General features: G+C 71.8%; 16 protein-coding genes and 2 tRNA genes. 1 reads left to right on the forward strand and 17 read right to left on the reverse strand.

Features of this window, described 5'->3' with window-relative positions:
- Positions 1-5 precede the first annotated feature (5 nt).
- The 3 genes from ACFYMP_RS15390 to lepA form a co-directional block, all read right to left on the reverse strand.
- Positions 6-224, reverse strand: a complete 219-nt coding sequence (locus ACFYMP_RS15390; RefSeq protein WP_388856441.1) for a hypothetical protein — start codon at positions 222-224, stop codon at positions 6-8.
- A gap of 50 nt (positions 225-274) precedes the next feature.
- Positions 275-2,164, reverse strand: a complete 1,890-nt coding sequence (locus ACFYMP_RS15395; RefSeq protein WP_388856444.1) for an AMP-dependent synthetase/ligase — start codon at positions 2,162-2,164, stop codon at positions 275-277.
- A gap of 259 nt (positions 2,165-2,423) precedes the next feature.
- Positions 2,424-4,289, reverse strand: coding sequence for a translation elongation factor 4 (lepA, locus tag ACFYMP_RS15400; protein WP_388856447.1), 1,866 nt, complete (start codon positions 4,287-4,289; stop codon positions 2,424-2,426).
- Between the two features lie 294 nt (positions 4,290-4,583).
- On the opposite strand from lepA, the gene rpsT reads away from it, so the two are divergent.
- Positions 4,584-4,850, forward strand: coding sequence for a 30S ribosomal protein S20 (gene rpsT / locus ACFYMP_RS15405; protein WP_363145005.1), 267 nt, complete (start codon positions 4,584-4,586; stop codon positions 4,848-4,850).
- Positions 4,851-5,624: 774 nt separating this feature from the next.
- On the opposite strand, the gene holA is transcribed toward rpsT, so the two are convergent.
- From holA to ACFYMP_RS15475, 14 genes are all read right to left on the reverse strand, one after another.
- On the reverse strand, positions 5,625-6,617 hold the full coding sequence (holA, locus tag ACFYMP_RS15410) for a DNA polymerase III subunit delta (RefSeq protein ID WP_388856451.1): 993 nt from the start codon (positions 6,615-6,617) through the stop codon (positions 5,625-5,627).
- A gap of 254 nt (positions 6,618-6,871) precedes the next feature.
- Entirely contained in the window at positions 6,872-7,117 is a 246-nt protein-coding gene (locus tag ACFYMP_RS15415) for a hypothetical protein (RefSeq protein WP_388856454.1), read from the reverse strand.
- 225 nt (positions 7,118-7,342) lie between these two features.
- The gene (locus ACFYMP_RS15420) at positions 7,343-8,224 is read right to left on the reverse strand and encodes a YceI family protein (protein ID WP_388856457.1); all 882 of its coding nucleotides are present in this window, start codon (positions 8,222-8,224) and stop codon (positions 7,343-7,345) included.
- A 333-nt stretch (positions 8,225-8,557) separates the two neighbouring features.
- Entirely contained in the window at positions 8,558-11,287 is a 2,730-nt protein-coding gene (locus ACFYMP_RS15425) for a ComEC/Rec2 family competence protein (RefSeq protein WP_388856460.1), read from the reverse strand.
- On the reverse strand, positions 11,284-12,000 hold the full coding sequence (locus ACFYMP_RS15430; RefSeq protein WP_388856464.1) for a helix-hairpin-helix domain-containing protein: 717 nt from the start codon (positions 11,998-12,000) through the stop codon (positions 11,284-11,286). The genes ACFYMP_RS15425 and ACFYMP_RS15430 overlap by 4 nt, the downstream gene beginning before the upstream one ends.
- Positions 12,001-12,628: 628 nt before the next feature.
- Positions 12,629-13,474 carry a DegV family protein gene (locus ACFYMP_RS15435; protein WP_388856467.1) on the reverse strand — a complete coding sequence of 282 codons (846 nt, stop codon included), beginning with the start codon at positions 13,472-13,474 and terminating at the stop codon, positions 12,629-12,631.
- Positions 13,475-13,578: 104 nt separating this feature from the next.
- Positions 13,579-14,292, reverse strand: coding sequence for a hypothetical protein (locus ACFYMP_RS15440; protein ID WP_388856471.1), 714 nt, complete (start codon positions 14,290-14,292; stop codon positions 13,579-13,581).
- A gap of 195 nt (positions 14,293-14,487) precedes the next feature.
- Positions 14,488-17,412, reverse strand: a complete 2,925-nt coding sequence (gene leuS, locus ACFYMP_RS15445) for a leucine--tRNA ligase (protein WP_388856474.1) — start codon at positions 17,410-17,412, stop codon at positions 14,488-14,490.
- A 512-nt stretch (positions 17,413-17,924) separates the two neighbouring features.
- Positions 17,925-17,997, reverse strand: a tRNA-Ala gene (locus ACFYMP_RS15450).
- Positions 17,998-18,279: 282 nt separating this feature from the next.
- Complete coding sequence (locus ACFYMP_RS15455) at positions 18,280-18,513, reverse strand: hypothetical protein (RefSeq protein ID WP_363144994.1); 234 nt, start codon at positions 18,511-18,513, stop codon at positions 18,280-18,282.
- Positions 18,514-18,984: 471 nt separating this feature from the next.
- Positions 18,985-19,057: transfer RNA gene (locus tag ACFYMP_RS15460), tRNA-Ala, on the reverse strand.
- Between the two features lie 168 nt (positions 19,058-19,225).
- Positions 19,226-19,879, reverse strand: coding sequence for a histidine phosphatase family protein (locus ACFYMP_RS15465; protein ID WP_388856479.1), 654 nt, complete (start codon positions 19,877-19,879; stop codon positions 19,226-19,228).
- Positions 19,876-20,361, reverse strand: a complete 486-nt coding sequence (rsfS, locus tag ACFYMP_RS15470; protein WP_388856482.1) for a ribosome silencing factor — start codon at positions 20,359-20,361, stop codon at positions 19,876-19,878. Before rsfS ends, ACFYMP_RS15465 begins: the two co-directional genes overlap by 4 nt.
- 459 nt (positions 20,362-20,820) lie before the next feature.
- The gene (locus ACFYMP_RS15475) at positions 20,821-22,776 is read right to left on the reverse strand and encodes a LytR C-terminal domain-containing protein (protein ID WP_388856485.1); all 1,956 of its coding nucleotides are present in this window, start codon (positions 22,774-22,776) and stop codon (positions 20,821-20,823) included.
- Positions 22,777-22,789: the final 13 nt, after the last annotated feature.

Raw genomic sequence — 22,789 nt, forward strand, 5'->3', positions numbered from 1 at the left:
TCCGGCTACGCCTCCCAGGTCTCCGGTCCCCCGCCCCGCCACTCGATGAGCCCGCTCGACTCGGCGACGGACTCGTCGGCGTCCTCCAGGCCGGCCCGCCGCAGGAACTCGGCGAGGTCGCGCGTGCTGTGCGCCACGCCCAGGTTCTCGCCGTCGGCCCGGACCCGCCTGCCGCCGTCCGGGGCGGGCGGGTCCACGGTCACGCGCGGTCCTGATGCGGCCATGCCCCGAGCATCGCGTGCCCGCCCGCCTTCCGCATCCCGGGCCGGCCGCCTCACGCCTCCCGGGCCCCCGCGTACATCTCGTCCAGCAGGTGGCTGTACTCGCGCTCCACGACGGGCCGCTTGAGCTTGAGGCTCGGGGTCAGCTCGCCGTGCTCGATGTCCAGGTCGCGTGGCAGCAGCCGGAACTTCTTGATGGTCTCCCAGCGCTGGAGGTCGGCGTTGAGCTGCCGTACGTAACCGTCGATCAGGGTCACGGTCTCCTCGGCGGCGACGATCTCGGCGTAGCTCTTGCCGCCGAGCCCGTTCTCCTCGGCCCAGTCCGTGATGGCGGGCTCGTCGAGGGAGATGAGGGCGGTGCAGAAGTTCCGGTCGCCCCCGTGCACCAGGATGTTGGAGACGTACGGGCACACGGCCTTGAAGCGGCCCTCGACCTCGGCGGGCGCGATGTACTTGCCGCCGGAGGTCTTGATGATGTCCTTCTTGCGGTCGGTGATCCGCAGGTAGCCGTCGACGGAGAGTTCGCCGATGTCCCCGGTGTGGAACCAGCCGTCGCTCTCCAGCACCTCGGCGGTCTTCTCCGGCAGCCCGTGGTAGCCGGACATGATGCCGGGGCCGCGCAGCAGGATCTCGCCGTCCTCGGCGATCCTGACCTCGGTGCCGGGCAGCGGCTTGCCGACGGTGCCCGTGCGGTACGCCTCCCCCGGGTTGACGAAGGAGGCGGCGCTCGTCTCCGTGAGGCCGTAGCCCTCCAGGACGTGCACCCCGGCCCCGGCGAAGAAGTAGCCGATCTCGGGGGCGAGCGCGGCGGAGCCCGAGACGGCGGCGCGCAGCCGGCCGCCGAACGCCTCGCGGAGCTTGGAGTAGACGAGGGTGTCGGCGACCTTGTGCCGGGAGCGCAGCCCGTAGGGCACGTGCGCGGTGCCGGTGCGGCGGAAGTTGTCCTGCGAGACCTGGGCGTACTCGCGGGCCACCCCGGCGGCCCACTGGAAGATCCGGTACTTGGCGTTCCCGCCGGCCCGCGCCTTGGCGGCGACCCCGTTGTAGACCTTCTCGAAGATGCGCGGGACGGCCGCCATGTAGGTGGGCCGTACGACCGGCAGGTTCTCGATGATCTTGTCGACACGGCCGTCGACGGCCGTGACGTGCCCGACCTCGATGTGCCCCGAGGTGAGCACCTTGCCGAAGACGTGGGCGAGCGGCAGCCACAGGTACTGGACGTCGTCCTGCCGTACCAGGCCGGTCGCGGCGATCGCCTTCGCCATGTACGACCAGCAGTCGTGCGGCAGCCGGACGCCCTTGGGCCGGCCGGTGGTGCCGGAGGTGTAGATGAGGGTCGCGAGCTGGTCGGCGGTGATGGCGCCGACCCGGTCCCTGACCGCCTCGGGGTGGTGCGCGAGGTGTTCGGTGCCGCTCTTCTCCAGGTCGGCGAGGGTGAGCAGCCAGCCCTCGGGGTCCGACTCGTCCGCGTCGACGCCCTCCGTGTCGAGCACGACGACGTGCCGCAGTCCGGGCAGCTCCGCGCGGCTGTGACGGGCCTTGGCGAGCTGGGCCGCGTCCTCCGCGATCAGCACCCGGCTCTCGGAGTCGGACAGGATGAACGCCGACTCGCTCGTGTTCGTGGAGGGGTAGACGGTGGTCGTCGCGGCCCCCGCGCACATGATGCCGAGGTCGGCCAGGATCCATTCGACCCGGGTGGCGGAGGCGAGGGCCACCCGCTCCTCGGGCCGGACCCCGAGCGCGATCAGCCCGGCCGCGATCGCCTCGACCCGTTCGGCCGCCTGCGCCCAGCTCAGCGAGGCCCAGTCATCGGGACCGCTCCCGGAGGAGCTGGGGACCGGGTAGCGGTACGCCTCCGCGTCCGGGGTCGCCGCGACCCGCTCCAGGAAGAGGTTCGCCACGGACGGCGGACGGTTCTCGATCTTGGTCTGTGTGTCGCTCACGACAACCTCCGGGCCCGCGACTCTGCGTGCGACTGGTAACGATCGATCGTTGTTTAACTGGCGAGTAACTATCAGGTGGTGATCAGAGTAGAGCCCGCGTGGCCTGCATGTAAGGGGGTGACCTGAGCACAATTGCTCACACCCGCCCCACCGGCCGCACCAGCCTCCCGTCCACGGTGACGCGCCCCGGGTACGGCGAAGGGCCCGCCACGCCGAAGCGTGACGGGCCCGGGGGCCGCTGGGGACCGGCCGGTGGCCCCTACTTCTTCTTGCCGCCGCTGTCGTCGCTGGAGAGCACCGCGATGAACGCCTCCTGGGGCACCTCGACGGAGCCGACCATCTTCATCCGCTTCTTGCCCTCCTTCTGCTTCTCCAGCAGCTTCCGCTTACGGGAGATGTCACCGCCGTAGCACTTGGCGAGGACGTCCTTGCGGATGGCGCGGATGGTCTCGCGGGCGATGACCCGCGAGCCGATCGCGGCCTGGATGGGCACCTCGAACGCCTGCCGGGGAATCAGCTCGCGCAGCTTCGCCACCAGCCGCACCCCGTACGCGTACGCCGCGTCCTTGTGCGTGATCGCGGAGAAGGCGTCGACCTTGTCGCCGTGCAGCAGGATGTCGACCTTGACGAGGCTGGAGGTCTGCTCGCCGGTGGGCTCGTAGTCCAGCGAGGCGTAACCGCGCGTCTTGGACTTGAGCTGGTCGAAGAAGTCGAAGACGATCTCGGCGAGCGGCAGCGTGTACCGGATCTCGACGCGGTCCTCGGACAGGTAGTCCATACCGAGCATGACGCCGCGCCGGTTCTGGCACAGCTCCATGATCGAGCCGATGAACTCGCTGGGCGCGAGGATCGTGGCGCGCACGACCGGCTCGTAGACCTGATCGATCTTCCCCTCGGGGAACTCGCTCGGGTTGGTGACCGTGGTCTCGCTGCGGTCCTCCATCACGACGCGGTAGACGACGTTGGGCGCCGTGGCGATCAGGTCGAGGCCGAACTCGCGCTCCAGCCGCTCGCGGATCACGTCGAGGTGCAGCAGGCCGAGGAAGCCGACGCGGAAGCCGAAGCCGAGGGCCGCCGAGGTCTCCGGCTCGTAGACCAGCGCCGCGTCGTTGAGCTGCAGCTTGTCCAGCGCGTCGCGCAGCTCCGGGTAGTCGGAGCCGTCGAGCGGGTAGAGGCCCGAGAACACCATCGGCTTCGGGTCCTTGTAGCCGCCGAGGGCCTCGGTGGCACCCTTGGACAGCGTGGTGATGGTGTCACCGACCTTGGACTGGCGCACGTCCTTGACGCCGGTGATGAGGTAGCCCACCTCACCGACCCCGAGGCCGTCGGCGGGCAGCATCTCCGGAGAGTTCGTGCCGATCTCCAGCAGCTCGTGCGTCGCGTTGGTCGACATCATCCTGATGCGCTCGCGCTTGTTGAGCTGGCCGTCGATGACCCGGACGTAGGTGACCACGCCCCGGTACGAGTCGTAGACCGAGTCGAAGATCATCGCGCGCGCGGGCGCGTCCGCCACCCCGACCGGGGCGGGGATCGAGTCGACGACCTTGTCGAGCAGCTCCTCGACGCCCACGCCCGTCTTGGCGGAGACCCGCAGCACGTCCGAGGGGTCGCAGCCGATGAGGTTGGCCAGCTCCTCGGAGAACTTCTCGGGCTGCGCGGCCGGCAGGTCGATCTTGTTGAGCACCGGGATGATCGTGAGGTCGTTCTCCATCGCCAGGTACAGGTTGGCGAGGGTCTGCGCCTCGATGCCCTGGGCCGCGTCGACCAGCAGGACCGTGCCCTCGCAGGCCGCGAGGGAGCGCGAGACCTCGTAGGTGAAGTCCACGTGGCCCGGGGTGTCGATCATGTTGAGGATGTGCGTGCTGCCCAGCTCGGGGCCCGTGCGCGGGGCCCAGGGCAGACGCACGGCCTGCGATTTGATCGTGATCCCGCGCTCACGCTCGATGTCCATGCGGTCGAGGTACTGGGCGCGCATCTGCCGCTGCTCCACCACCCCGGTCAGCTGGAGCATCCGGTCGGCGAGCGTGGACTTGCCGTGGTCGATGTGCGCGATGATGCAGAAGTTGCGGATCAGCGCCGGGTCGGTACGGCTCGGCTCCGGCACATTGATGGGGGTCGCGGGCACGCAGGGTCCTGATTCTTGAGAACGGCCGGCGGGAAGTCGGCGGCCGGCTCTGGCTCGGGCTGGGTCGGTCGGATCGATACGCAGGCTCCATCGTCCCACGAGCGACGGACAGCGACGGGTTTGGGCCGCTCATGGAGGGGCTGCTAGCCTGGTCCACTGTGTGTCTCGCAGCCCCTCTCGGCTTCGGGACCCACGACGGCGAGGCTCTCCCTCCGCTCCTTCGACGGTCGGCCGCCCTCGCCGGGCACCACTCTCCGCACCATTCATCTGTACCTGTAGCTGAAAAGGTTCTTCGTGGCGAACATCAAGTCCCAGATCAAGCGGAACAAGACGAACGAGAAGGCCCGCCTTCGCAACAAGTCCGTCAAGTCCTCGCTCAAGACCGCGGTCCGCAAGGCCCGCGAGGCCGCTGCCGCGGGTGACGTCGAGAAGGCGAACGAGCTGACGCGTGTCGCCACGCGCAAGCTCGACAAGGCCGCCTCCGCCGGTGTCATCCACAAGAACCAGGCCGCCAACAAGAAGTCGGCGCTCGCGGCGAAGGTCGCCGGCCTCCAGGGCTGAGCCCCTCGCCCGGCCACGGTCCCCCGGACCGCGTGACCGGGAGGTCTCGTCTTGTTCCTCGATGACCTGACTACGACCTGACTGACACAACCGCCGGCGCTCAGGACTCAGCGGGCCCTCTCTACCGCTCCTGACCCGGCACCCCGGCGCCACGCACGACCTGCGTTCGCCACGCGGGCGTGGAGCCACCCGCAGTACCCGGAGCAGCATCTGTCCAGGGCCGTCGTCCTCCCGTTGGGAGGCGGCGGCCTTCGGCATTTCCGGGGCCTCGGATTTTCCGGGGGCCTCGGCGTTGTCTTGGGGCGTAGGTTTCCGGGGGCCTCGGCTTTGTCCTGGGGCGTGGGTTTCCGGGGGCCTCGGCTTTTCCGGGGGCCTCGGCCTTGTCCTGGGGCGTGGGTTTCCGGGGGCGTGGGTTTGTTCGGGGCCGTCCTGAGCTTGTCCGGGCCGGGGGCGGGGGCGCCCTGTCGTCGGGAGGGTCTGCCCGGAGGGGGCACCGGGCAGACAGAGGGCACCGGACATACAGGGGACACCGGCAGAAGGGGGCTGCCGAGGACACTGACGGAAGGGAGCCGTCGGGACCGCGCCGGCAGAAGGGAGCTGCCCGGACCACCGGGAACGCCGGGCGGAAGGGACTCCTGTAACGCCGGGAGAAGGGGCTCCCGTAACGCTGAGCGGAAGTGGCCGCCGTAACGCTGAGCGGAAGTGGCCGCCGTAACGCTGAGCGGAAGTGGCTGCCGTAACACTGGTCGGAAGTGGCCGCCGGGAAGACCGGGGCTACCGCCGCGCCGAGCCCGTCCGGGCCGCGCGGGCGATGGTGACGACCGCCTTCTCCAGGGCGTACTCCGGGTCGTCGCCCCCGCCCTTCACCCCGGCGTCGGCCTCGGCGACCGCCCGGAGCGCGAGCGCCACGCCGTCCGGACCCCAGCCGCGCATCTGCTGCCGTACGCGGTCGATCTTCCAGGGCGGCATCCCCAGCTCCCGCGCGAGGTCGGCGGGGCGTCCGCCGCGCGCCGAGGAGAGCTTGCCGATCGCCCTGACGCCCTGCGCGAGCGCACTCGTGATCATGACGGGCGCGACCCCGGTGGAGAGCGACCAGCGCAGCGCCTCCAGTGCCTCCGCGGCCCGGCCCTCCACCGCGCGGTCCGCGACGGTGAAGCTCGACGCCTCGGCCCGCCCCGTGTAGTACCGCCCGACCACCGCCTCGTCGATGGTGCCCTCGACGTCGGCGGCCAGCTGGGTGACCGCGCTCGCCAGCTCCCGCAGGTCGCTGCCGATGGCGTCCACGAGCGCCTGGCACGCCTCGGGCGTCGCGGAGCGGCCCGTGGCCCGGAACTCGGCCCGCACGAAGGAGAGCCGGTCAGCCGCCTTCGTCATCTTGGGGCAGGCCACCTCGCGCGCCCCCGCCTTGCGCGCGGCGTCCAGCAGCCCCTTGCCCTTGGCGCCTCCCGCGTGCAGCAGGACGAGCGAGATCTCCTCCACGGGCGCGGCGATGTACGCCTTGACGTCCTTGACCGAATCGGCCGCGAGGTCCTGCGCGTCGCGGACCACCAGCACCTTGCGTTCGGCGAAGAGCGAAGGACTCGTCAGCTCGGCCAGGGAGCCGGGCTGCAACTGGTCGGAGGCGAGATCACGTACGTCCGTGTCGGCGTCGGCCGCCCGAGCGGCGGCCACCACCTGCTGCACGACACGGTCGAGCAGCAACTCCTCCTGGCCGACGGCGAGCGTGAGCGGGGCGAGCGGATCGTCGAGTGCGGGTTTCCTGGGCATCGCCGTCCAGCATCCCACGCCCCTCCGACACCCCTGGGCGAGCGGTCTCACCGAAGCCGCGCGAGGAGCCCTGCGCAGAGGTCTCTGCGCAGAGGTCTGCGGCGAGTTCCGCGCAGAGGTCATGAAGGCAGGCCCGGCCTATGAGCGCGTGCGAGAGCGGCACGCGGAACGGGCGGACGTCGGGAGGGGAAGGCGGGCGGGAGGGGGAGGGCGGCAGAAGGGGGAGGCAGGAGGGGGAACGCGTCCCGCCTCGCTCAGGGCTCCTCGCGCCACCCGTCCCACTGGGCGGCGAACCCGTCCAGTTCCCCGGCGTCCAGCCGCTCCTCCGGGTCGGCGAGCACGAGCAGCCACTGCGCGTCCTCGGCGTCGTCCTCCCCGGCGAGCGCGTCCCGGACCAGCTCCGGCTCCCGCGTTCCGGCGAACCGCCCGCCCAGCTCCTCCAGCGCCTCCTCCGCCGCGTCGCGATCGGGGAACACCAGGACATGTCTCACGTCACTCACACCTTGATTCTCCCGCATCCACCGCCTCCCGGTCCTCTCCACCCCGAAGAGGCACGGCGCACCGCGACCGGACCACGGAACCCGGCGCGACAACGGGACCGGACACGGGCCTCGGAACCCGGCACGACGACAGGAGACGGCAGGAGATGGCAGGAGACGGCAGGACCGGACGCGGAGAACAGGTGCGGGCGCGGACGAGGGGTTCGAACGGAACGACGCGCGCCCTCAGCCCTTGGGAACGATCTGTATGTCGAGGTCGATGCTGATGCTCGGCCCCACCACCGCGATCCCCCGCGCGAGCATCGTCTGCCAGCTGATGGTGTAGTCGTCGCGGTGGAGTTCGGTGGTGGCCCGGCACGCGGCCCGCGTCTCGCCCTCCAGACCGTTGCCGACCCCGAAGTAGTCGACGTCCAGCGTCACGGTCCGCGTCACCCCGTGCAGCGAGAGCGCCCCGGTGACCGCCCACCGCCCGCCTCCGCGATGCGCGAAACGGTCGCTGTAGAACTCCAGCGTCGGATACTGCGCCACGTCCAGGAAGTCCGCCGAGCGCAGGTGGTCGTCCCGCATCCGCACGTTCGTGTCGATGGACGCGGCGTCGATCACGACGTGCATCGCCGTGTCCTCCATGCGCTCGGCGATCCGTACGGCCCCGGCGAAGGTGTTGAACCGGCCGTGCACCCGGGCGAGCCCGATGTGGCGCGCCGTGAAGGCGATCGAGGAGTGGGTGGGCTCGACGTCCCAGTCGCCGGGGGACGGCAGCGGCGGCGGGGCGGCGACCTGGAGCGTGACCTCGCCGAGCACCGCGCTCGACTCCGCGTCCACTACGGCGTCCGTACGGTACGGCGTGTAGCCGTCGGCCGAGACCGCGAGCCGGTACTCGCCCGGCGGCACGGTCACCAGGAAGGAACCGAACGGGTCGGCACCGGACTTGACCACGACGCGTCCCCGCGCGTCAGTGACGGTGAACTCCGCCGACGTCAGGGGGCCGCTCACCGGGTCCACAGCCCGGCAACTGATGATCCCGGCCCCGGCCGGGGGTTCGAGTCCCGCGAGCGGCCCGTTGCGCCGCGCGCTGTTCGTACGATTCTTCGTCCCTAGGCCGAACATCCCCTGGACACCCCTGCACTTCGCCGCCGACTCCTTGACGATTAGGCATTCGACCACCCTTGCGGCTTTCGAGCAAACAGAGCCCCCACCAGCGGAATCAGCGGAACCTTCCGGCCTGGGCGAAGTTGCCTGAATTTTCCATTCCGCTTGGCGTTTCCGCAGCTCAAACCCGTTACCGGCGGTCACGCCGTCCCGCACGGGCCACGGTCGTGTCCGCTGGCCCCCCTTTGCGTCCGCGACCACCGCGCTCCCGCTCCCGACGGCCCTCGAAAGGTCCCGCGTCCGGGAGACCGCCGGACGCGGGACCCGGAGCACACCGGACCTCCCGCCCGCTCAACGCCCGGCCACGCCCCGCTCCGTGACCACTCCCAGCGCGGCCTCCCGCCGGAGACCGGCTCCCGGCGGTCGTATCCCACCCGTGACGGCGATCGAGCCGTGCCGGTCGGTGCGGAGCACGAGCGCCCCGGCGCGGCTCAGCGTCCGCACAGTGCGTGGCGCGGGATGCCCGTAGCTGTTGTCGGAGCCGACCGAGATCAGGGCCAGCCGGGGAGCGGTCCTCCGCAGCAACTCCGGTTCCTGGTAGGCGGACCCGTGATGCGCGACCTTGAGCACGTCGACCCGTGGTACCCCGCCGGGCCCCCGGACCAGCGCCCGCTGCGCCGCCGGCTCCAAGTCCCCCGCGAGCAACAGGCTCAACCCCGCCGTACGCACGAGCAGTACGACACTGGCGTCGTTGGGGCCCTCCCCCGCCGCGCCCGTCCCCTCGGCCGGCGGCCACAGCACCTGCCAGCTCACCGGCCCTGACCTGCGCAGTTCGCCCTGTCGCACGCCGATGACGCGCACCCCGGCCCTCGCCGCCGTCCGCTCGACGAACTCCGCCTGGTGCCGGGGCTCCCGCAGTCCCGTCGTCTGCACCGCGCCCACCGCTCTGCCGCGCAGCACACCGGCGAGCCCGGCCACGTGGTCGGCGTGGAAATGGGTGAGCAGCACGAGCGGCACCCCTGTGACCCCGAGGGACCGCAGGCAACGGTCCACCCGGCGCGCGTCCGGCCCCGCGTCCACCACGACGCCCGTGCCGGGGCCGGTCGCGAGCACGGTCGCGTCGCCCTGCCCCACGTCGCACATCGCGAACCGCCATCCTGCGGGCGGCCAGCCCACCACCGCCCGCGTCAACGGCACCGGCCGCCACACCGCGAGGACGAGTACGAGTACACAGGCGCAGACCACCCACGGCCGTTGGAACGCTCTGCGTCGGCCCACCAGGATCGCGAGGACCGTGACCAGGGCGAGCAGCCCTCCCCCCGCCCAGCCTCCCGGCCACTCGATCCCGGAGCCCGGCAGCCCCGCCCCCGTCCGCGCCACCCGGGCGATCCACTCCGCCGGCAGCCCCGCGCACCATGCGAGGGTCCGCGCCACCGGCAGGGCGACCGGTGCGGCGGCGAGTGTGGCGAACCCGAGTACCGTGGCCGGTCCCACCGCCACCTCGGCCAGCAGGTTGCACGGCACCGCCACCAGGCTCACGCGCGCGGCGAGTACGGCCACGACCGGGGCGCACACCGCCTGGGCGGCGGCCGCCGCGGCGATTCCCTCGGCCAGCCGTGCCGGAAGCCCGCGCCGCCGCAGCGCCGCACTCCATCCCGGCGCCACCGTCAGCAGCGCCCCCGTGGCGAGGACCGACAGCAGGAAGCCGTAGCTCCTGGCCAGCCATGGGTCCCACAGCACCAGCAGCAGGACAGTCGCCGCCAGCGCGGGCAGCATCGAACGGCGCCGCCCCGTCCCGAGCGCCACCAGGGCCACCGCCCCGCACGCCGCGGCGCGCACCACGCTCGGCTCCGGCCGGCACACGGTCACGAAACAGATGGTCAGCGCCCCGCCGGCCACGGCTGTCGCCCGCAGGGACAGTCCCAGCCGGGGTGCCAGCCCGCCCCGCTCGGCCCGGCGTGCGAGACCCGGCGGACCGAGCAGCACCGCGAGCAGCAGGGTGAAGTTCGACCCGCTGACCGCCATGAGGTGGGTCAGATCCGTGTCCCGGAACGCCTCCTGGAGTTCGGGGGTCACTCGGGAGGTGTCCCCGACGACCAGCCCGGGGAGCAGCGCTCCGGCGTCCGGGCTCAGTCCGTCCGTGGCCTCCCGCAGTCCCCGGCGCAGGTTACCGGCGAGCCGCTGTACGCGGCTCGGCCCGGCGACCACTCGTGGTCCCTCACCCGCCTCGGCCCTCGCCACCGCCGCGGCGGGTCCGTCCCGCGCCCACGGCGGCTCCCACCGGACCCGCGCGCTCACCCGCGTCGAGGGAAGCAGCCCCAGCCAGGCCGCCCGCGCCGACGCGGCATCCGCCTCGTGGGCGGTGTCCCCGCTCCTTCGCCCGCTCTCCCCGCCTTTCCCGACGTCCCGGTTCCTTCCGCTCCTGTCCCCGCCCTCCTCACCCGTGCCCTCCTCCGGAAGGCGGAGCACGAGCAGCGCCGGTGTCCGCAGCGTCACCTCCCGGCCGTCGTGACCGGCGGTGCGCACCACGTGCACGTCGACCAGGATCTGTTCGGGTACGGTCCGGCCCCCGCGCACCGAGGCCCGGATCAGCCGCGGATCCCCGTCGATTTCCAACTCGGCCTCCGCCACCACGCGCTCCTGTGCCATGCGTGGCACGGGCCCGTTCTCCACCTGCGCCCGGCGGGCCGCCGCAGAGGCCGCGGCAGCCGCGGCACACAACAGCACCGCCGCGATCAGAACCGCCCCTCCGGACACCCGTCGGCGGCGCTCCCGTTCCGCCTGGTCGGCCCGGACTCCCGGTGGCGCGGCGCACGTGCGGCGCCCGGAGCGCCACAGGAGAAGAATCCCGGTCCCCGCGCACACCGCCGCGCCGGTCACCGTCCAACCGGCCGGCAGGCCGAGGCCGAGGGCCGCCGTCGCCCAGGTCACCAGAGCCGGGATCACCAGCCGCAGATCGACCGGGCCCTCCTGACGCGGGTGGGCCGCACCGAGCCGATGCCCGGAGCGCGCGTGCACCTGCGGCCGGTCGTGGCCGGCCGCAGACGTCGCCCGGCGTACCGCCTCTCGCGTGGCCGTCACAGCCGCACCTGATCCCTGAGGTCCTCGAACCGGCGCTCGCCGATTCCGCTCACCTCCCGCAGTTCGTCCACCGCGCGGAACGCGCCGTGCTCCGTGCGGTAGTCGAGGATGCGCCGCGCCAGCACCGGCCCCACTCCCGGCAGGGCGTCGAGCTGTTCCACCGAGGCGGCGTTGAGCGAAACGGGACCGGCGCCCGCCGGGGCCGCGCCGCCCGGCCCGGCCGCACCGCCGCCCACGCTCCCTACCCCGGCCCCCGGCGTCCCCGCGCCCGCCGAGACCGCACCCGGCGGCGGAGTACCCACCCACACCAGTTCGCCGTCCACGAGAGGCCGCGCCCTGTTCAGCCCCGCCAGATCGGCTCCCTTCTCGACGCCGCCCGCCGCCTCCAGGGCGTCCTGGACACGCGAACCGGACGGGAGCCGCCGCACCCCGGGACGGAGCACCTCGCCGCCGACGTCGACCACCAGGACCTGCCCGCCCTGTCCGGGCACCGGCACCGGTCCCGGGGAACCCGCCCCGGGCTCCGTCGCCGCCCGCGGCGGCTTCGCCGCCCCGCCGGTCTCCTCCGAGGGGAGCAGCACCGTGCGCCCCCGCCCTTCCCCGGCGGTATCGGCCACATCCCGTGGTACGTCGACCACCCCTGGTCTGCTCGACCAGAGGTGCAGGCCCGCCAGTCCCGCAGCCACGAGGAGAACGGCCGACAGAGCGAGCACGCTCCTGCGCTCCACCGCGCACCGGGTCCTCACCCACAGCGGCAGACGGTCCCGCACAGCCCCGGCCCACCGCGAGCGTAGGGACAGCACGGCCGGTGCGGCCACCGGGGACCGCGCCCTCTCCCCCTCCGTATAGGTACGAAGGCTCTCCCCCGCGCTCGCTGGACGCTCCGTGTACTCCGGACGCCCCGCGTGCTCCGCGTGCTCCGGACGCGCTGTGTGCTCCGCGTGCTCCGGACGCTCCGTGTACCCCAGAGCATGGGCGACCGGACCGACCGCCTCGTCAGAAGGCGCGCAGCCATGACTCATGCTCCTGCCGGGCAGGAGTCCTTCGAGCCGGAGCCGCAACGCCTCCCCGTCCTGCTCGCGTAACCGCCGACGCCTGGTCCGCGTGTCTGCCCGCGCGGCCCCCAGGCGCACGGTGCCGGCGGCGGCTCGCGTGGAGTCACGCGCCGGCCTCGTCTCTTCAAGCGTTACCCGTCCCGTGTCACGTCCCATGTCACGGACGGTAAGGACTCTCCGGATTTCTCGCTGAGAAGCGGCTGTTCCTGTGGATTACTCGCCAGTTGTGCATAACTCCGTCACTCTCAGGAGTGAGAGAACTGGCGACCATCCACGCCGTGCGGCCTCAGCGCGGCGAGACGACCGCGCCCAGCAGCCCCGGCCCGGTGTGCGCCCCGATCACCGCTCCCACCTCGCTGACCTGGAGTTCCGCGAGCCCGGACACGCGCCTTCTCAGGTTGTCGGCGAGGGTCCGCGCACGGTCGGCGGCGTCGAGGTGGTGGACGGCGATGTCGACGGGTCCCGAACCGGCCCGTTCGGCGACGATCTCTTCGAGCCGGGCCACCGCACGCGAGGCGGTCCGCACCTTCTCCCTCAGCTCGATGCGCCCGTCCACCAGTTGCAGCAGGGGTTTCACGGCGAACGCCGAGCCGAGAAGCGCTTGGGCGGCGCCGATCCTGCCGCCCCGGCGCAGATAGTCCAGCGTGTCCACGTAGAAGTAGGCGGAGGTGTCGGCCGCGCGCTTCTCGGCGGCGGCCACGGCCTCCTCCGCCGTCCCGCCCCCCTCCACCACTTCGGCGGCGGCGACGGCGCAGAAGCCGAGGGCCATCGCGACCATGCCGGTGTCCACCACCCGCACCGGCACCGGCGCGTCCTGTGCCGCCTGTACGGCCGCGTCGTAGGTCCCGGAGAACTCCGAGGTCAGATGCAGGGAGACGATCGCGCTCGCCCCGGCCTCGGCGAGCCGGGCGTACGTCTGCGCGAACGCGGCGGGGCTGGGCCGGGAGGTGGTCACGGGCTGGTGCTTGCGGAGCGCCTGCGCCAGGGAGCGCGCGGAGATCTCGGTGCCCTCCTCCCAGGCCCGGCCGTCGAGGACGACGGTGAGGGGGACGGAGGTGATTCCGTGTCGCTCCACCGTCCGCTGCGGCAGATAGGCCGTGGAATCGGTGACGATCGCGACATGGCGTGACATGGGCTGGAGATTACCTGTCCGGGCGGTCGGTCGGTGGGTCGGCCCCATCCGCCCGCACTCGCCGGTCGGGAGGTGCCGGGAGGGGTCCGGACGCGGTGCGGCGGTCAGCTCCTCCGCCGCTTCTCGCGCTGGGGATCTTTGAGGAGCCGGTCCCAGGCGCCGTGACTCCTCGGCACGCTCGTGTCGAGGGCGGGCGAGGGGACCGCGTCGGGGCTCGCGCCCGACGGGCCCGCTCCGGGCGGGGGCGCGGTGACCGGCCCGCCCGGATCGCCGGCGGAGGTCCAGTGCCGCAGGGCACCGGCCTCCAGGTCGATCTGTTGCCGCAGATCGTCCAGGTCGTCCGCGGAGAACCGGTGGGCCCGGTCCCGGGCCGCCCAGCGCAGGGCTTCGGCCGAGTGGACGATCTGCTCCGTGCGCTCCCGCAGTGGGGCCAGCTTCATCGCGAGCCCCGCCTTGTCGGGGTCCCGTTCCAGCCGCCTGAGTTCGTCGTCCAGCTGACGGCCGTGCGTGCTCAACCGCTCGAAGAGGGACTGGGCTTCCGCGAGGCCGCCGTCCCGCGCGGCCTCGGCCGCGAGCGCCTCCTGCGTCGAGCGCATCGAGGAGCGCAGGGAAAGACGCAGCGCGGCGAGTTCCCCGACGGCGCCCGGCTGGGCGAAGGACCTGGCCTTGAGCGTGGTGTCCTCGACGGTCCGCCTGGCCTGGGAGACCGTGCGGTCCACACTCCTCTTCGCCGTGCGCGCGACGCGCACGGCCGCGTAGAGACCGGCCACCACGCACAGCACGAAGACCAACGCGACGACGACGAGCACGGCTTCCATCGTTGCTCCTCCAGTCGGACGGCTTCACCAGCCGCCCCTCCACCGTAAACGCCCGGCGTGTGGTCCGGGTTCCCCCGGAACCCGGACCACACGCCTGCGGGAAATTCCCTCTGGACATGTTCGGTGACTCTGTGTAACGATTCCTTCATGACTACACAGAGTGACCATCGCCGGAGTCGACGGCGCCTTCCCGGCTCAGGCCGGGACGATGTTGACCAGCTTCGGCGCGCGCACGATCACCTTCCGTACCCCCGCGCCCGCGAGGGCCGCGACCACCCGTTCGTCGCCCAGCGCGGCCTTCTCCAGCTCCTCCTGCGTGATCGAGGGAGACACCTCCAGTCGCGCCTTCACCTTGCCCTTGATCTGCACGACGCAGGTCACCGTCTCGTCGACGACGTACGCCGGGTCCGCGACCGGGAAGTCGCGGTGCACGACGGACTCGGTGTGCCCCAGCAGGTGCCACAGCTCCTCCGCCACGTGCGGAGCCAGCGGAGCGATCATCAGCACCAGGGCCTCGGCGACGGAACGCGGGACCGCCCCACCGGACTTGGTCAGGTGGTTGTTCAGCTCGGTGATCTTGGCGATGGCCGTGTTGAAGCGCAGGCCGTCCAGGTCGTGCCGCACCCCGTCGATCGCCTTGTGCAGCGCGCGCAGCGTGTCCTCGTCCGGCTCGGCGTCCACCACGGTGACCTGCCCCGTGGCCTCGTCGACGACATTGCGCCACAGCCGCTGGATCAGCCGGAACTGACCGACCACGGCACGGGTGTCCCAGGGGCGCGAGACGTCCAGCGGGCCCATCGCCATCTCGTAGAGCCGCAGGGTGTCCGCCCCGTACTCGGCACAGATCTCGTCCGGGGTGACGGCGTTCTTCAGCGACTTGCCCATCTTGCCGAGGACGCGCGAGACCTTCTCTCCCTGGTAGTAGAACGCGCCGTCGCGCTCCTCCACCTCGGCGGCCGGCACCGCGATGCCACGGCTGTCCCGGTAGACGAAGGCCTGGATCATGCCCTGGTTGAACAGTTTGTGGAAGGGCTCGGCGGAGGAGATGTACCCCAGGTCGAAGAGCACCTTCGACCAGAAACGGGCGTACAGCAGGTGCAGCACCGCGTGCTCGGCGCCACCGACGTAGAGGTCGACGCCCCCCGTCGGGACGCCCTCGCGGGGACCCATCCAGTAGCGCTCCACGTCGGGGTCGACCAGCTTCTGGTCGTTGCGCGGGTCGAGGTAGCGCAGCTCGTACCAGCAGGAGCCGGCCCAGTTGGGCATCGTGTTGGTCTCGCGGCGGTACGCGCGCGGTCCGTCGCCCAGGTCCAGGGTCACGTTGACCCAGTCCTCGTTGCGGGAGAGCGGCGTCTCGGGCTCGGTGTCGGCGTCGTCCGGGTCGAAGGTGCGCGGGGAGTAGTCCTCGACCTCCGGCAGCTCCAGCGGCAGCATCGACTCGGGCAGGGAGTGGGCGACGCCGTCCTCGTCGTAGACGATCGGGAAGGGCTCGCCCCAGTAGCGCTGCCGGCTGAACAGCCAGTCACGCAGCCGGTAGTTGACGGTCCCGCGGCCGATACCGCGTTCGGTCAGCCAGGGCGTGATCCGCGCCTTGGCCTCGGCCACGCCCAGGCCGTCCAGGGAGATCAGCTCGTTGGCGGAGTTGACCAGCTTCGCTTCGTACGAGCTGAACGCCTCGTCCCATTCCGCCGGGTCGGTGCCGCGTCCGTCGGTGGGCTCGACGACGCAGCGCATCGGCAGCTCGAAGGCGCGGGCGAAGGCGAAGTCACGGCTGTCGTGCGCGGGCACGGCCATGATCGCCCCGGTGCCGTAGCCCATCAGGACGTAGTCGGCGATGAACACGGGCACGGGCTCGCCGGACACCGGGTTGGTCGCGAAGGCGCCGGTGAAGACACCGGTCTTGTCCTTCGCCTCGGCCTGCCGCTCGACGTCGGACTTGGCGGCGGCCTGGGCCCGGTAGGCGGCGACGGCCTCGGCGGGGGTGGCGTGTCCGCCCGTCCACGCGTCCCGGGTTCCTTCCGGCCAGGCGGCCGGCACGATCGAGGCGACCAGTTCGTGCTCGGGCGCCAGCACCATGTAGGTGGCGCCGAACAGGGTGTCCTGGCGGGTGGTGAACACCGTGATGTGCTCGGCCCCCGCGGACTCGCCGCCGGTGCCCGCAGCGGAGTGCACGGGGAAGTCGACGCGGGCACCCTCGGAACGGCCGATCCAGTTCCGCTGCTGCAGCTTGATCGCCTCGGGCCAGTCCAGCCCGTCCAGGTCGTTCAGCAGGCGGTCCGCGTAGGCGGTGATCCGCATGTTCCACTGCCGCAGCTTGGCCTTGAAGACGGGGAAGTTGCCGCGCTCGGAGCGGCCGTCCGCGGTCACCTCCTCGTTGGCCAGGACGGTGCCGAGCCCCGGAGCCCAGTTGACGGGGGCGTCGGAGGCGTAGGCCAGCCGGTACTCGCTCAGCAGGTCGGCGCGCTCGGTCGCGTCCAGCTCGGCCCAGGCGCGACCGTCGGGGGTGGGGCGCTCGCCGGAGGCGAACTGTGCGACGAGTTCGTCGATCGGCCGGGCGCGGTCCGCCTCCGGGTCGTACCAGGAGTTGAAGATCTGCACGAAGATCCATTGGGTCCAGCGGTAGAACTCCGGGTCGATCGTGGCGACCGACCTGCGCTGGTCGTGTCCGAGGCCCAGTCGGCGCAGCTGCTTGCGCATGTTGGCCATGTTGGCCTCGGTGGAGGTCCTGGGGTGCGTGCCGGTCTGCACGGCGTACTGCTCGGCCGGCAGCCCGAAGGCGTCGAACCCGAGGGTGTGCAGGACGTTGTGCCCCGTCATGCGCTGGTAGCGCGCGTGGACGTCGGTGGCGATGTATCCCAGCGGGTGGCCGACGTGCAGCCCCGCCCCGGAGGGGTACGGGAACATGTCCATCACGTACTTCTTGGGGCGGGCCGCCAGCTCGGCGTCGCCCGCCAGGTCACCGGAGGGGTTCGGGGCCTCGTAGGTGCCGTTCGCGTCCCAGAAGTCCTGCCAGCGTGCCTCGATGTCCGCGGCCAGGGCAGCCGTGTAGCGGTGCGGGGCGGTCGTCTCGGCGGCGGAGCCGGCCGCCCCGGCGGCTGCGGAGGAAATGGTCTGACTCATGGGTTCTCAAAACTCCATCGATCGCATCTGCCCCGGGAAATGAAAAATCCCCTCGCACAGGAGGGGACGCCGCGCCGATACCGGTCTCTGTCGTGGAGTTCTCGGGAGACTCCGGTGACCGGCAGTGTTCAGCGCGGCTCGCTAAGCAGAAGGCGTACGGCACGCATGGCGTCAGGGTACCGCAGGGAATGCAGCCGCCGCACGGGAGTACCGGCTCCCGGACAGGGCGTGGCGGGGTGCTGGTCGCTCACGGTGACCCGGACGAACCAGGGAGGCCCCTTGGCGGCGGGGCAGCCCCGCACACTCCCCCCGGATGTCCCTCGGCGGCCGGGCCGGGCCCAAGCGACTCCGGGAGGGGGCGGGGGACCCGGGGCCCACGGGCCCGGGGAGCCACGGCCCCGCACGTCCGAAGCGGGTCGGCCCCCGCGACCGCGACAACGCGGGTCGACCGCGACGAAAAAGCGGGCCCCCTACCGGGTGGCCCGCTTGATTCCCTCGAAGAAGGGATTGTGTGGAGCTAAGGAGAATTGAACTCCTGACCTCCTGCATGCCATGCAGGCGCTCTACCAACTGAGCTATAGCCCCGCGCACCTGTACCGCGCACTTGCTCCACGGACTTCGTGCACTGCCTCGGGGTTCCGGTTTGTGCCGTTTCCCGTGGCGACATCGAGAACATTAGCGGGTCCTCCCGCCGTCCTCCAAATCGATTCCCCCGACGGGTCCTTTGTCCTGTTTGAGCGGTGGGAGTCCGACCGCCCCGGGCACGGACACGAGGCGCGGGCAGCGGAAGGGGAGGCCGGGCAGCGGACGCCGGACGGCGGCCTCAAGCCGACCGGACAGCGGCCTCAAGCCGACCGGACAGCGGCCTCAAGCCGAAGCGAAGGAGTAGAAACGCTTGAGCGTGCAGTGCTCGTCGAGCAGCCGGCCGTAGATCGGCTCACCCTCGAGCTCACGGTAGGTCTCGATCGGATCGCCGGTGATGATCAGGGCGCGGGCGCAGTCCTCGCACCAGTACTGGTAGCGACTGCTGACGGGTTCCATGTCACGGACGATGGGGGTGCCGCTGCCGCACCAGTCACAGGTCCTGCGATGAGCGCCCATCCCTCAACACCGGCCAGAGACGCGGCCGGCGGTGCGGGTGGAACGAAGGAGGGTCGGGTCGAGCGTGCGCGCCCCGGCGTCGGGAATACCTCGCGGCTTCCCGTAGACGTGCACAGGCATTCCGCGCTCCTCCCGTCAGGCCCGTCCCCCTACCCGGCCGTCCGATTCTGCCACGGCCACCACGGCCGGGGCAGCGACGATGAAATACCAGTCAGGACACGGTATGGGAGTGTCGGGCCCCTCCGGCCTCCGGACACTACCCATGAGAGGAGGGATACATCCCCCGACTTGCCCAAGGAGAAGGATCTTGACGCGACACACCGACCGGACGCCGCACCCACCGACAGCGAGCGGAGGACGGAGGAGAACCGACGGGCAACGAGCGACGGCCAACGGCGCAGGCTGCATCCTGCGGGAAAACGAAACAGCCCCACCCGACACTGTCGGATGAGGCTGGATCGTCAATCACTGTGGAGCTAAGGAGAATTGAACTCCTGACCTCCTGCATGCCATGCAGGCGCTCTACCAACTGAGCTATAGCCCCGCGTGTTCTTCCCGTCCTGCGGGCCGAACAAGAAGAACTTTAGCCTGTGACCTGCCGGAAAGTGAAATCCGGTGCCGCGGCGTCCGTCACCGGCACCGACCACTGCGGGACCGGACCCGGACCGGGGGCACCGACCGGCTCGTGACCGAGGTCAGGCGTCGGCCAAGGTCAGGTGTCGTCGCCGAGGACGGGCTCGGGCAGGGTGCCGGCGTTGTGTTCCAGCAGGCGCCAGCCGCGGGCGCCCTCGCCCAGGATCGACCAGCAGCAGTTCGAGAGGCCGCCGAGGCCCTCCCAGTGGAAGGGGTCGAGACCGATGAGCCGGCCGATCGTGGTGCGGATGGTGCCGCCGTGGCTGACGACCACGAGGGTGCCGTCCTGCGGAAGCTTCTCGGCGTGCCGAAGGACGACGGGGGCGGCCCGGTCGGCGACCTCGGTCTCCAGTTCGCCACCGCCCCTGCGGACCGGTTCGCCGCGCTTCCACGCCGCGTACTGGTCGCCGTGGCGGGCGATGATCTCGTCGTGGGTCAGCCCCTGCCAGTCACCCGCGTAGGTCTCGCGAAGCCCTTTGTCGTGGGTGACGGTCAGGCCGGTCACGGCGGCCAGTTCCTCGGCGGTGGCGACGGCCCGGCCCAGGTCGGAGGCGACGATCGCGTCCGGGTTGAGCGAGGCGAGCAGCCGGGCCGCGCGGCGCGCCTGAGAGACGCCGGTCACGGTGAGGGGGACGTCGGTGTCGCCCTGGAAGCGGCGCTCCAGGTTCCAGGCGGTCTGGCCGTGCCGCCAGAGGATGATCCGGCGGCCCCTCGACTCGGTGGCTGCGGTCACCGCACCCCTCCGTCCAGCTCCACTCCGTCGAAGTTCTGGTACTCGGGGTAGTCCTCGGACGCCTCTTCGGCGGCGGAGCGCTGGGCGGCGTACTCGGCGGCCTTGCCGCGCGTGGCCTTCGCCTCGGCGGGCAGGTCGATCTCGGGGCAGTCCTTCCAGAGCCGTTCGAGCGCGTAGAAGACCCGCTCCTCGGCGTGCTGCACGTGCACGACGATGTCGACGTAGTCGAGCAGAATCCAGCGGGCGTCGCGGTCGCCCTCGCGGCGGACCGGCTTGGCGCCGAGCTCCTTGGAGAGACGCTCCTCGATGGCGTCGACGATCGACTTGACCTGGCGGTCGTTGGGGGCGGAGGCCAGCAGAAAGGCGTCCGTGATCGACAGCACGTCGCTGACGTCGTAAGCGATGATGTCGTGGGCGAGCTTGTCGGCGGCGGCCTGGGCGGCGGCCTTGATCAGCTCGGTGGAGCGGTCCGTGGCGGTCACTGCACAGCTTTCGGGTAGGAGGACAGTCCCTCCCAGGGTCTCACGCTCCGGACGTGCGCTTCCCGCCCGTTTCGGCGCGGGGTCGCGGCGGGCGGGCCGGACGGTGGGCCGGGGGGGCAGGTCACCCCGGCGGCACCGGTCCCTTTCCCGGTCGCCGGGCGGGGCGAAGGGGCGGGCCCACCGGATTCAGCGGGGCCTCACCGGAGACATCCGGTGAGGCCCCGCCCCCGTCACGTACGGCCCCCGTCACGTACGGCCCCGTGCGACCCAGCAGGTGTCCCCGAGTCGCCGAGTCCCCTCTGCCGACTCTGCCGACCCGGCAGGTGTCCCCCGAGTCCCCGACCCGCTCCGCGCCCCGCCCGCTCCACACTCCGCCCGCGCCCGCTCCGCACTCCGGCCGCGCTCGCCCGCTCGCCCGCTCGCGCTCCGTCCGCTCTCGCTCCCCGGCTCGGGCCCGGCTCAGCCCTCCTTGGGCTTGTAGTCGGAGCCGAGGACCACGGACACGTCGCCGTTGGTGACCTTCCCCTGGCTTACGGCGGAGTCCGGCAGGCCCAGGGTCCGTGCGACCTCCACGGCCTGTTCCTTGCTCTTGGCGTCGGCGTAGACCACCCGTGAGGCGGCGACCGTGTCGCTCGTGCTGCCGTCGAGGAAGGTGTAGCCGCCGTTGAGCAGGGCGACCCGGGCCTTCTGGGCGGCCGACTTGTCGCCGGTCGCGTTCTTCACGCCGACCCGGATGCTGTCCGAGGCTCCGTCGGGGGCGGGCTTCACGGTGCCGCCGAGCACGTCCTTGACGATGTCCTCGGTCGTGGACTCGCTGAGGGAGCCGTCGTCACGCACCGGCAGCACCTTGGAGCTGTAGTCACCGCCCTTGGCGAGTTCGGAGAGCTTGGCGAGGAAGGTGCCGAGGTCCTTGTCGGTGAGGGAGGGGTCGAGGATCTGGGCCAGCGACTGGACCGTGACCGTGGCCGACTTGGGGTCGCTGGACAGCTTGCGCAGCACGCCGCGCATGACGTCCCCGAAGCGCTTGAGCTGGGCGCTCTCCGGTTCGCCCGGCGCCCGGTAGGTGGCGTACGCGACGGCCATCGACCCGCTCAGGCTCTGCGCCCGCCCCTTGTGGACGAGCGGCTCGGCGCCCTTCTTGGTGTCCGGGACGTCGGTGTCGGTGTCGACCTCGATCGATCCGACGAGTTCCACGAGGTTGTTGAGGTACGGGGTGTCCAGCCGCCAGGTGCCCTGGATGTCCGTGCCGAGGAGTCCGTCGAGCGCCTCGCCGGTGCCGCTGGAGCCGTCGTCGGCCACGGACTTGCCGAGCGTCGTCGGACTGCCGTCCTCGTCGCTGAGCGCGAGGTCGTTGGGCAGCAGGACGGCCGTTCCGTGCTTCGTCGTGGTGTTGTCGACCAGCAGCATGGTCGAGGTACCGCTCTTCTTCGTGTTGTGCAGGTGGACGACGATCACGTCGCGCTTCTGCGGGCCCCTCGCGTCGGCGGCGCCCCCGGACCGGCTCGACGTGCCGGGAAGCTTCCCGGCGTACCAGAGGTAGCCCACGCCCCCCACCACGACGAGCGCGAGCGCGACGACCAGGGCTATGACCCGGCTGCGGCCCCTGCGCCTGGCCTCCTCGCGGCGTTCGGTGCGGCTCTCGGTGAACTTGAGCCAGTCGATGACGTCCTCGGACTGCTCCGTGGGCTCCTCGATGAAGGAGAACATCTCGGTGCGGTAGTCGGGCGCCTCCTCGCCGGTGTCCGCGGCGGAACCGCTCCGCCCCCGTCGTGCCGGGGCGGAGGCGGACGCCGCGGCGCCCCCGGCCGTCCCGGTTTCCGGTTCACGTGTCCCTGACGCGCCCCCGGTGGACACTGCGGAAAGTGGCGCGATCGGGTCCCCGTGCCGGGCCCCGGCCGCGCCGGCGTCGTCCCCCCGGCCGTACGGGGCCTCGGGACCGCTCCCGTAGGGGGCCTCGCGGGAACCGTCCGCGTAGGGCGTCTCGCGCGAGGTGTCCCCGTAGGGCGGTGCGCCCTGTGCCGGGACCTGCTGTCCGTACGGCGTCCCGTAGGGGTTGCCGTACGCGTCGTAGCCGGTGTCGTAGCCGCCGCCCGGCCCCTGCGGGCTGTGCGCGCCGCCCTGCCCCGCCTCGTACGGGTCGTACGCGGAGCCGTAGGAGGAGTCCTGCTGGCGGGGTACCTGGGGCTGCTGCCCGGTGGCGTAGGGCTCGTAGCCGCCCTGTCCTTCGTACCCCTGGTACCCCTCGTGTCCGCCGTACTGCGGGGGCCGGTCCCGCAGGCCCGTCTGGGACTGTGCGGGGGGCGGGACCTGCTGGTAGACCGGGCGGCCGTACTCGTCGTAGCCGACGATCTCGTAGCTGTCGGCCCCGTGGTCCCCGCCGTCGTACGGCGGGTACGGGTTGTCTCGGTCGTTCACCGGTGCCCCTCTC

Origin of the sequence: Streptomyces sp. NPDC007088, from assembly GCF_042869355.1 — a bacterium.
In the GTDB taxonomy this organism is placed as follows: Bacteria; Actinomycetota; Actinomycetes; order Streptomycetales; family Streptomycetaceae; genus Streptomyces.

Bases quoted from the DNA above. Each gene is read 5' to 3' on its own strand.
- ACFYMP_RS15390 (WP_388856441.1), bottom strand. From the start codon at position 224: ATGGCCGCATCAGGACCGCGCGTGACCGTGGACCCGCCCGCCCCGGAC.
- holA (WP_388856451.1), bottom strand. From the start codon at position 6,617: ATGCCCAGGAAACCCGCACTCGACGATCCGCTCGCCCCGCTCACGCTC.
- ACFYMP_RS15420 (WP_388856457.1), bottom strand. From the start codon at position 8,224: ATGTTCGGCCTAGGGACGAAGAATCGTACGAACAGCGCGCGGCGCAAC.
- ACFYMP_RS15435 (WP_388856467.1), bottom strand. From the start codon at position 13,474: ATGTCACGCCATGTCGCGATCGTCACCGATTCCACGGCCTATCTGCCG.
- ACFYMP_RS15440 (WP_388856471.1), bottom strand. From the start codon at position 14,292: ATGGAAGCCGTGCTCGTCGTCGTCGCGTTGGTCTTCGTGCTGTGCGTG.
- leuS (WP_388856474.1), bottom strand. From the start codon at position 17,412: ATGAGTCAGACCATTTCCTCCGCAGCCGCCGGGGCGGCCGGCTCCGCC.
- ACFYMP_RS15455 (WP_363144994.1), bottom strand. From the start codon at position 18,513: ATGGGCGCTCATCGCAGGACCTGTGACTGGTGCGGCAGCGGCACCCCC.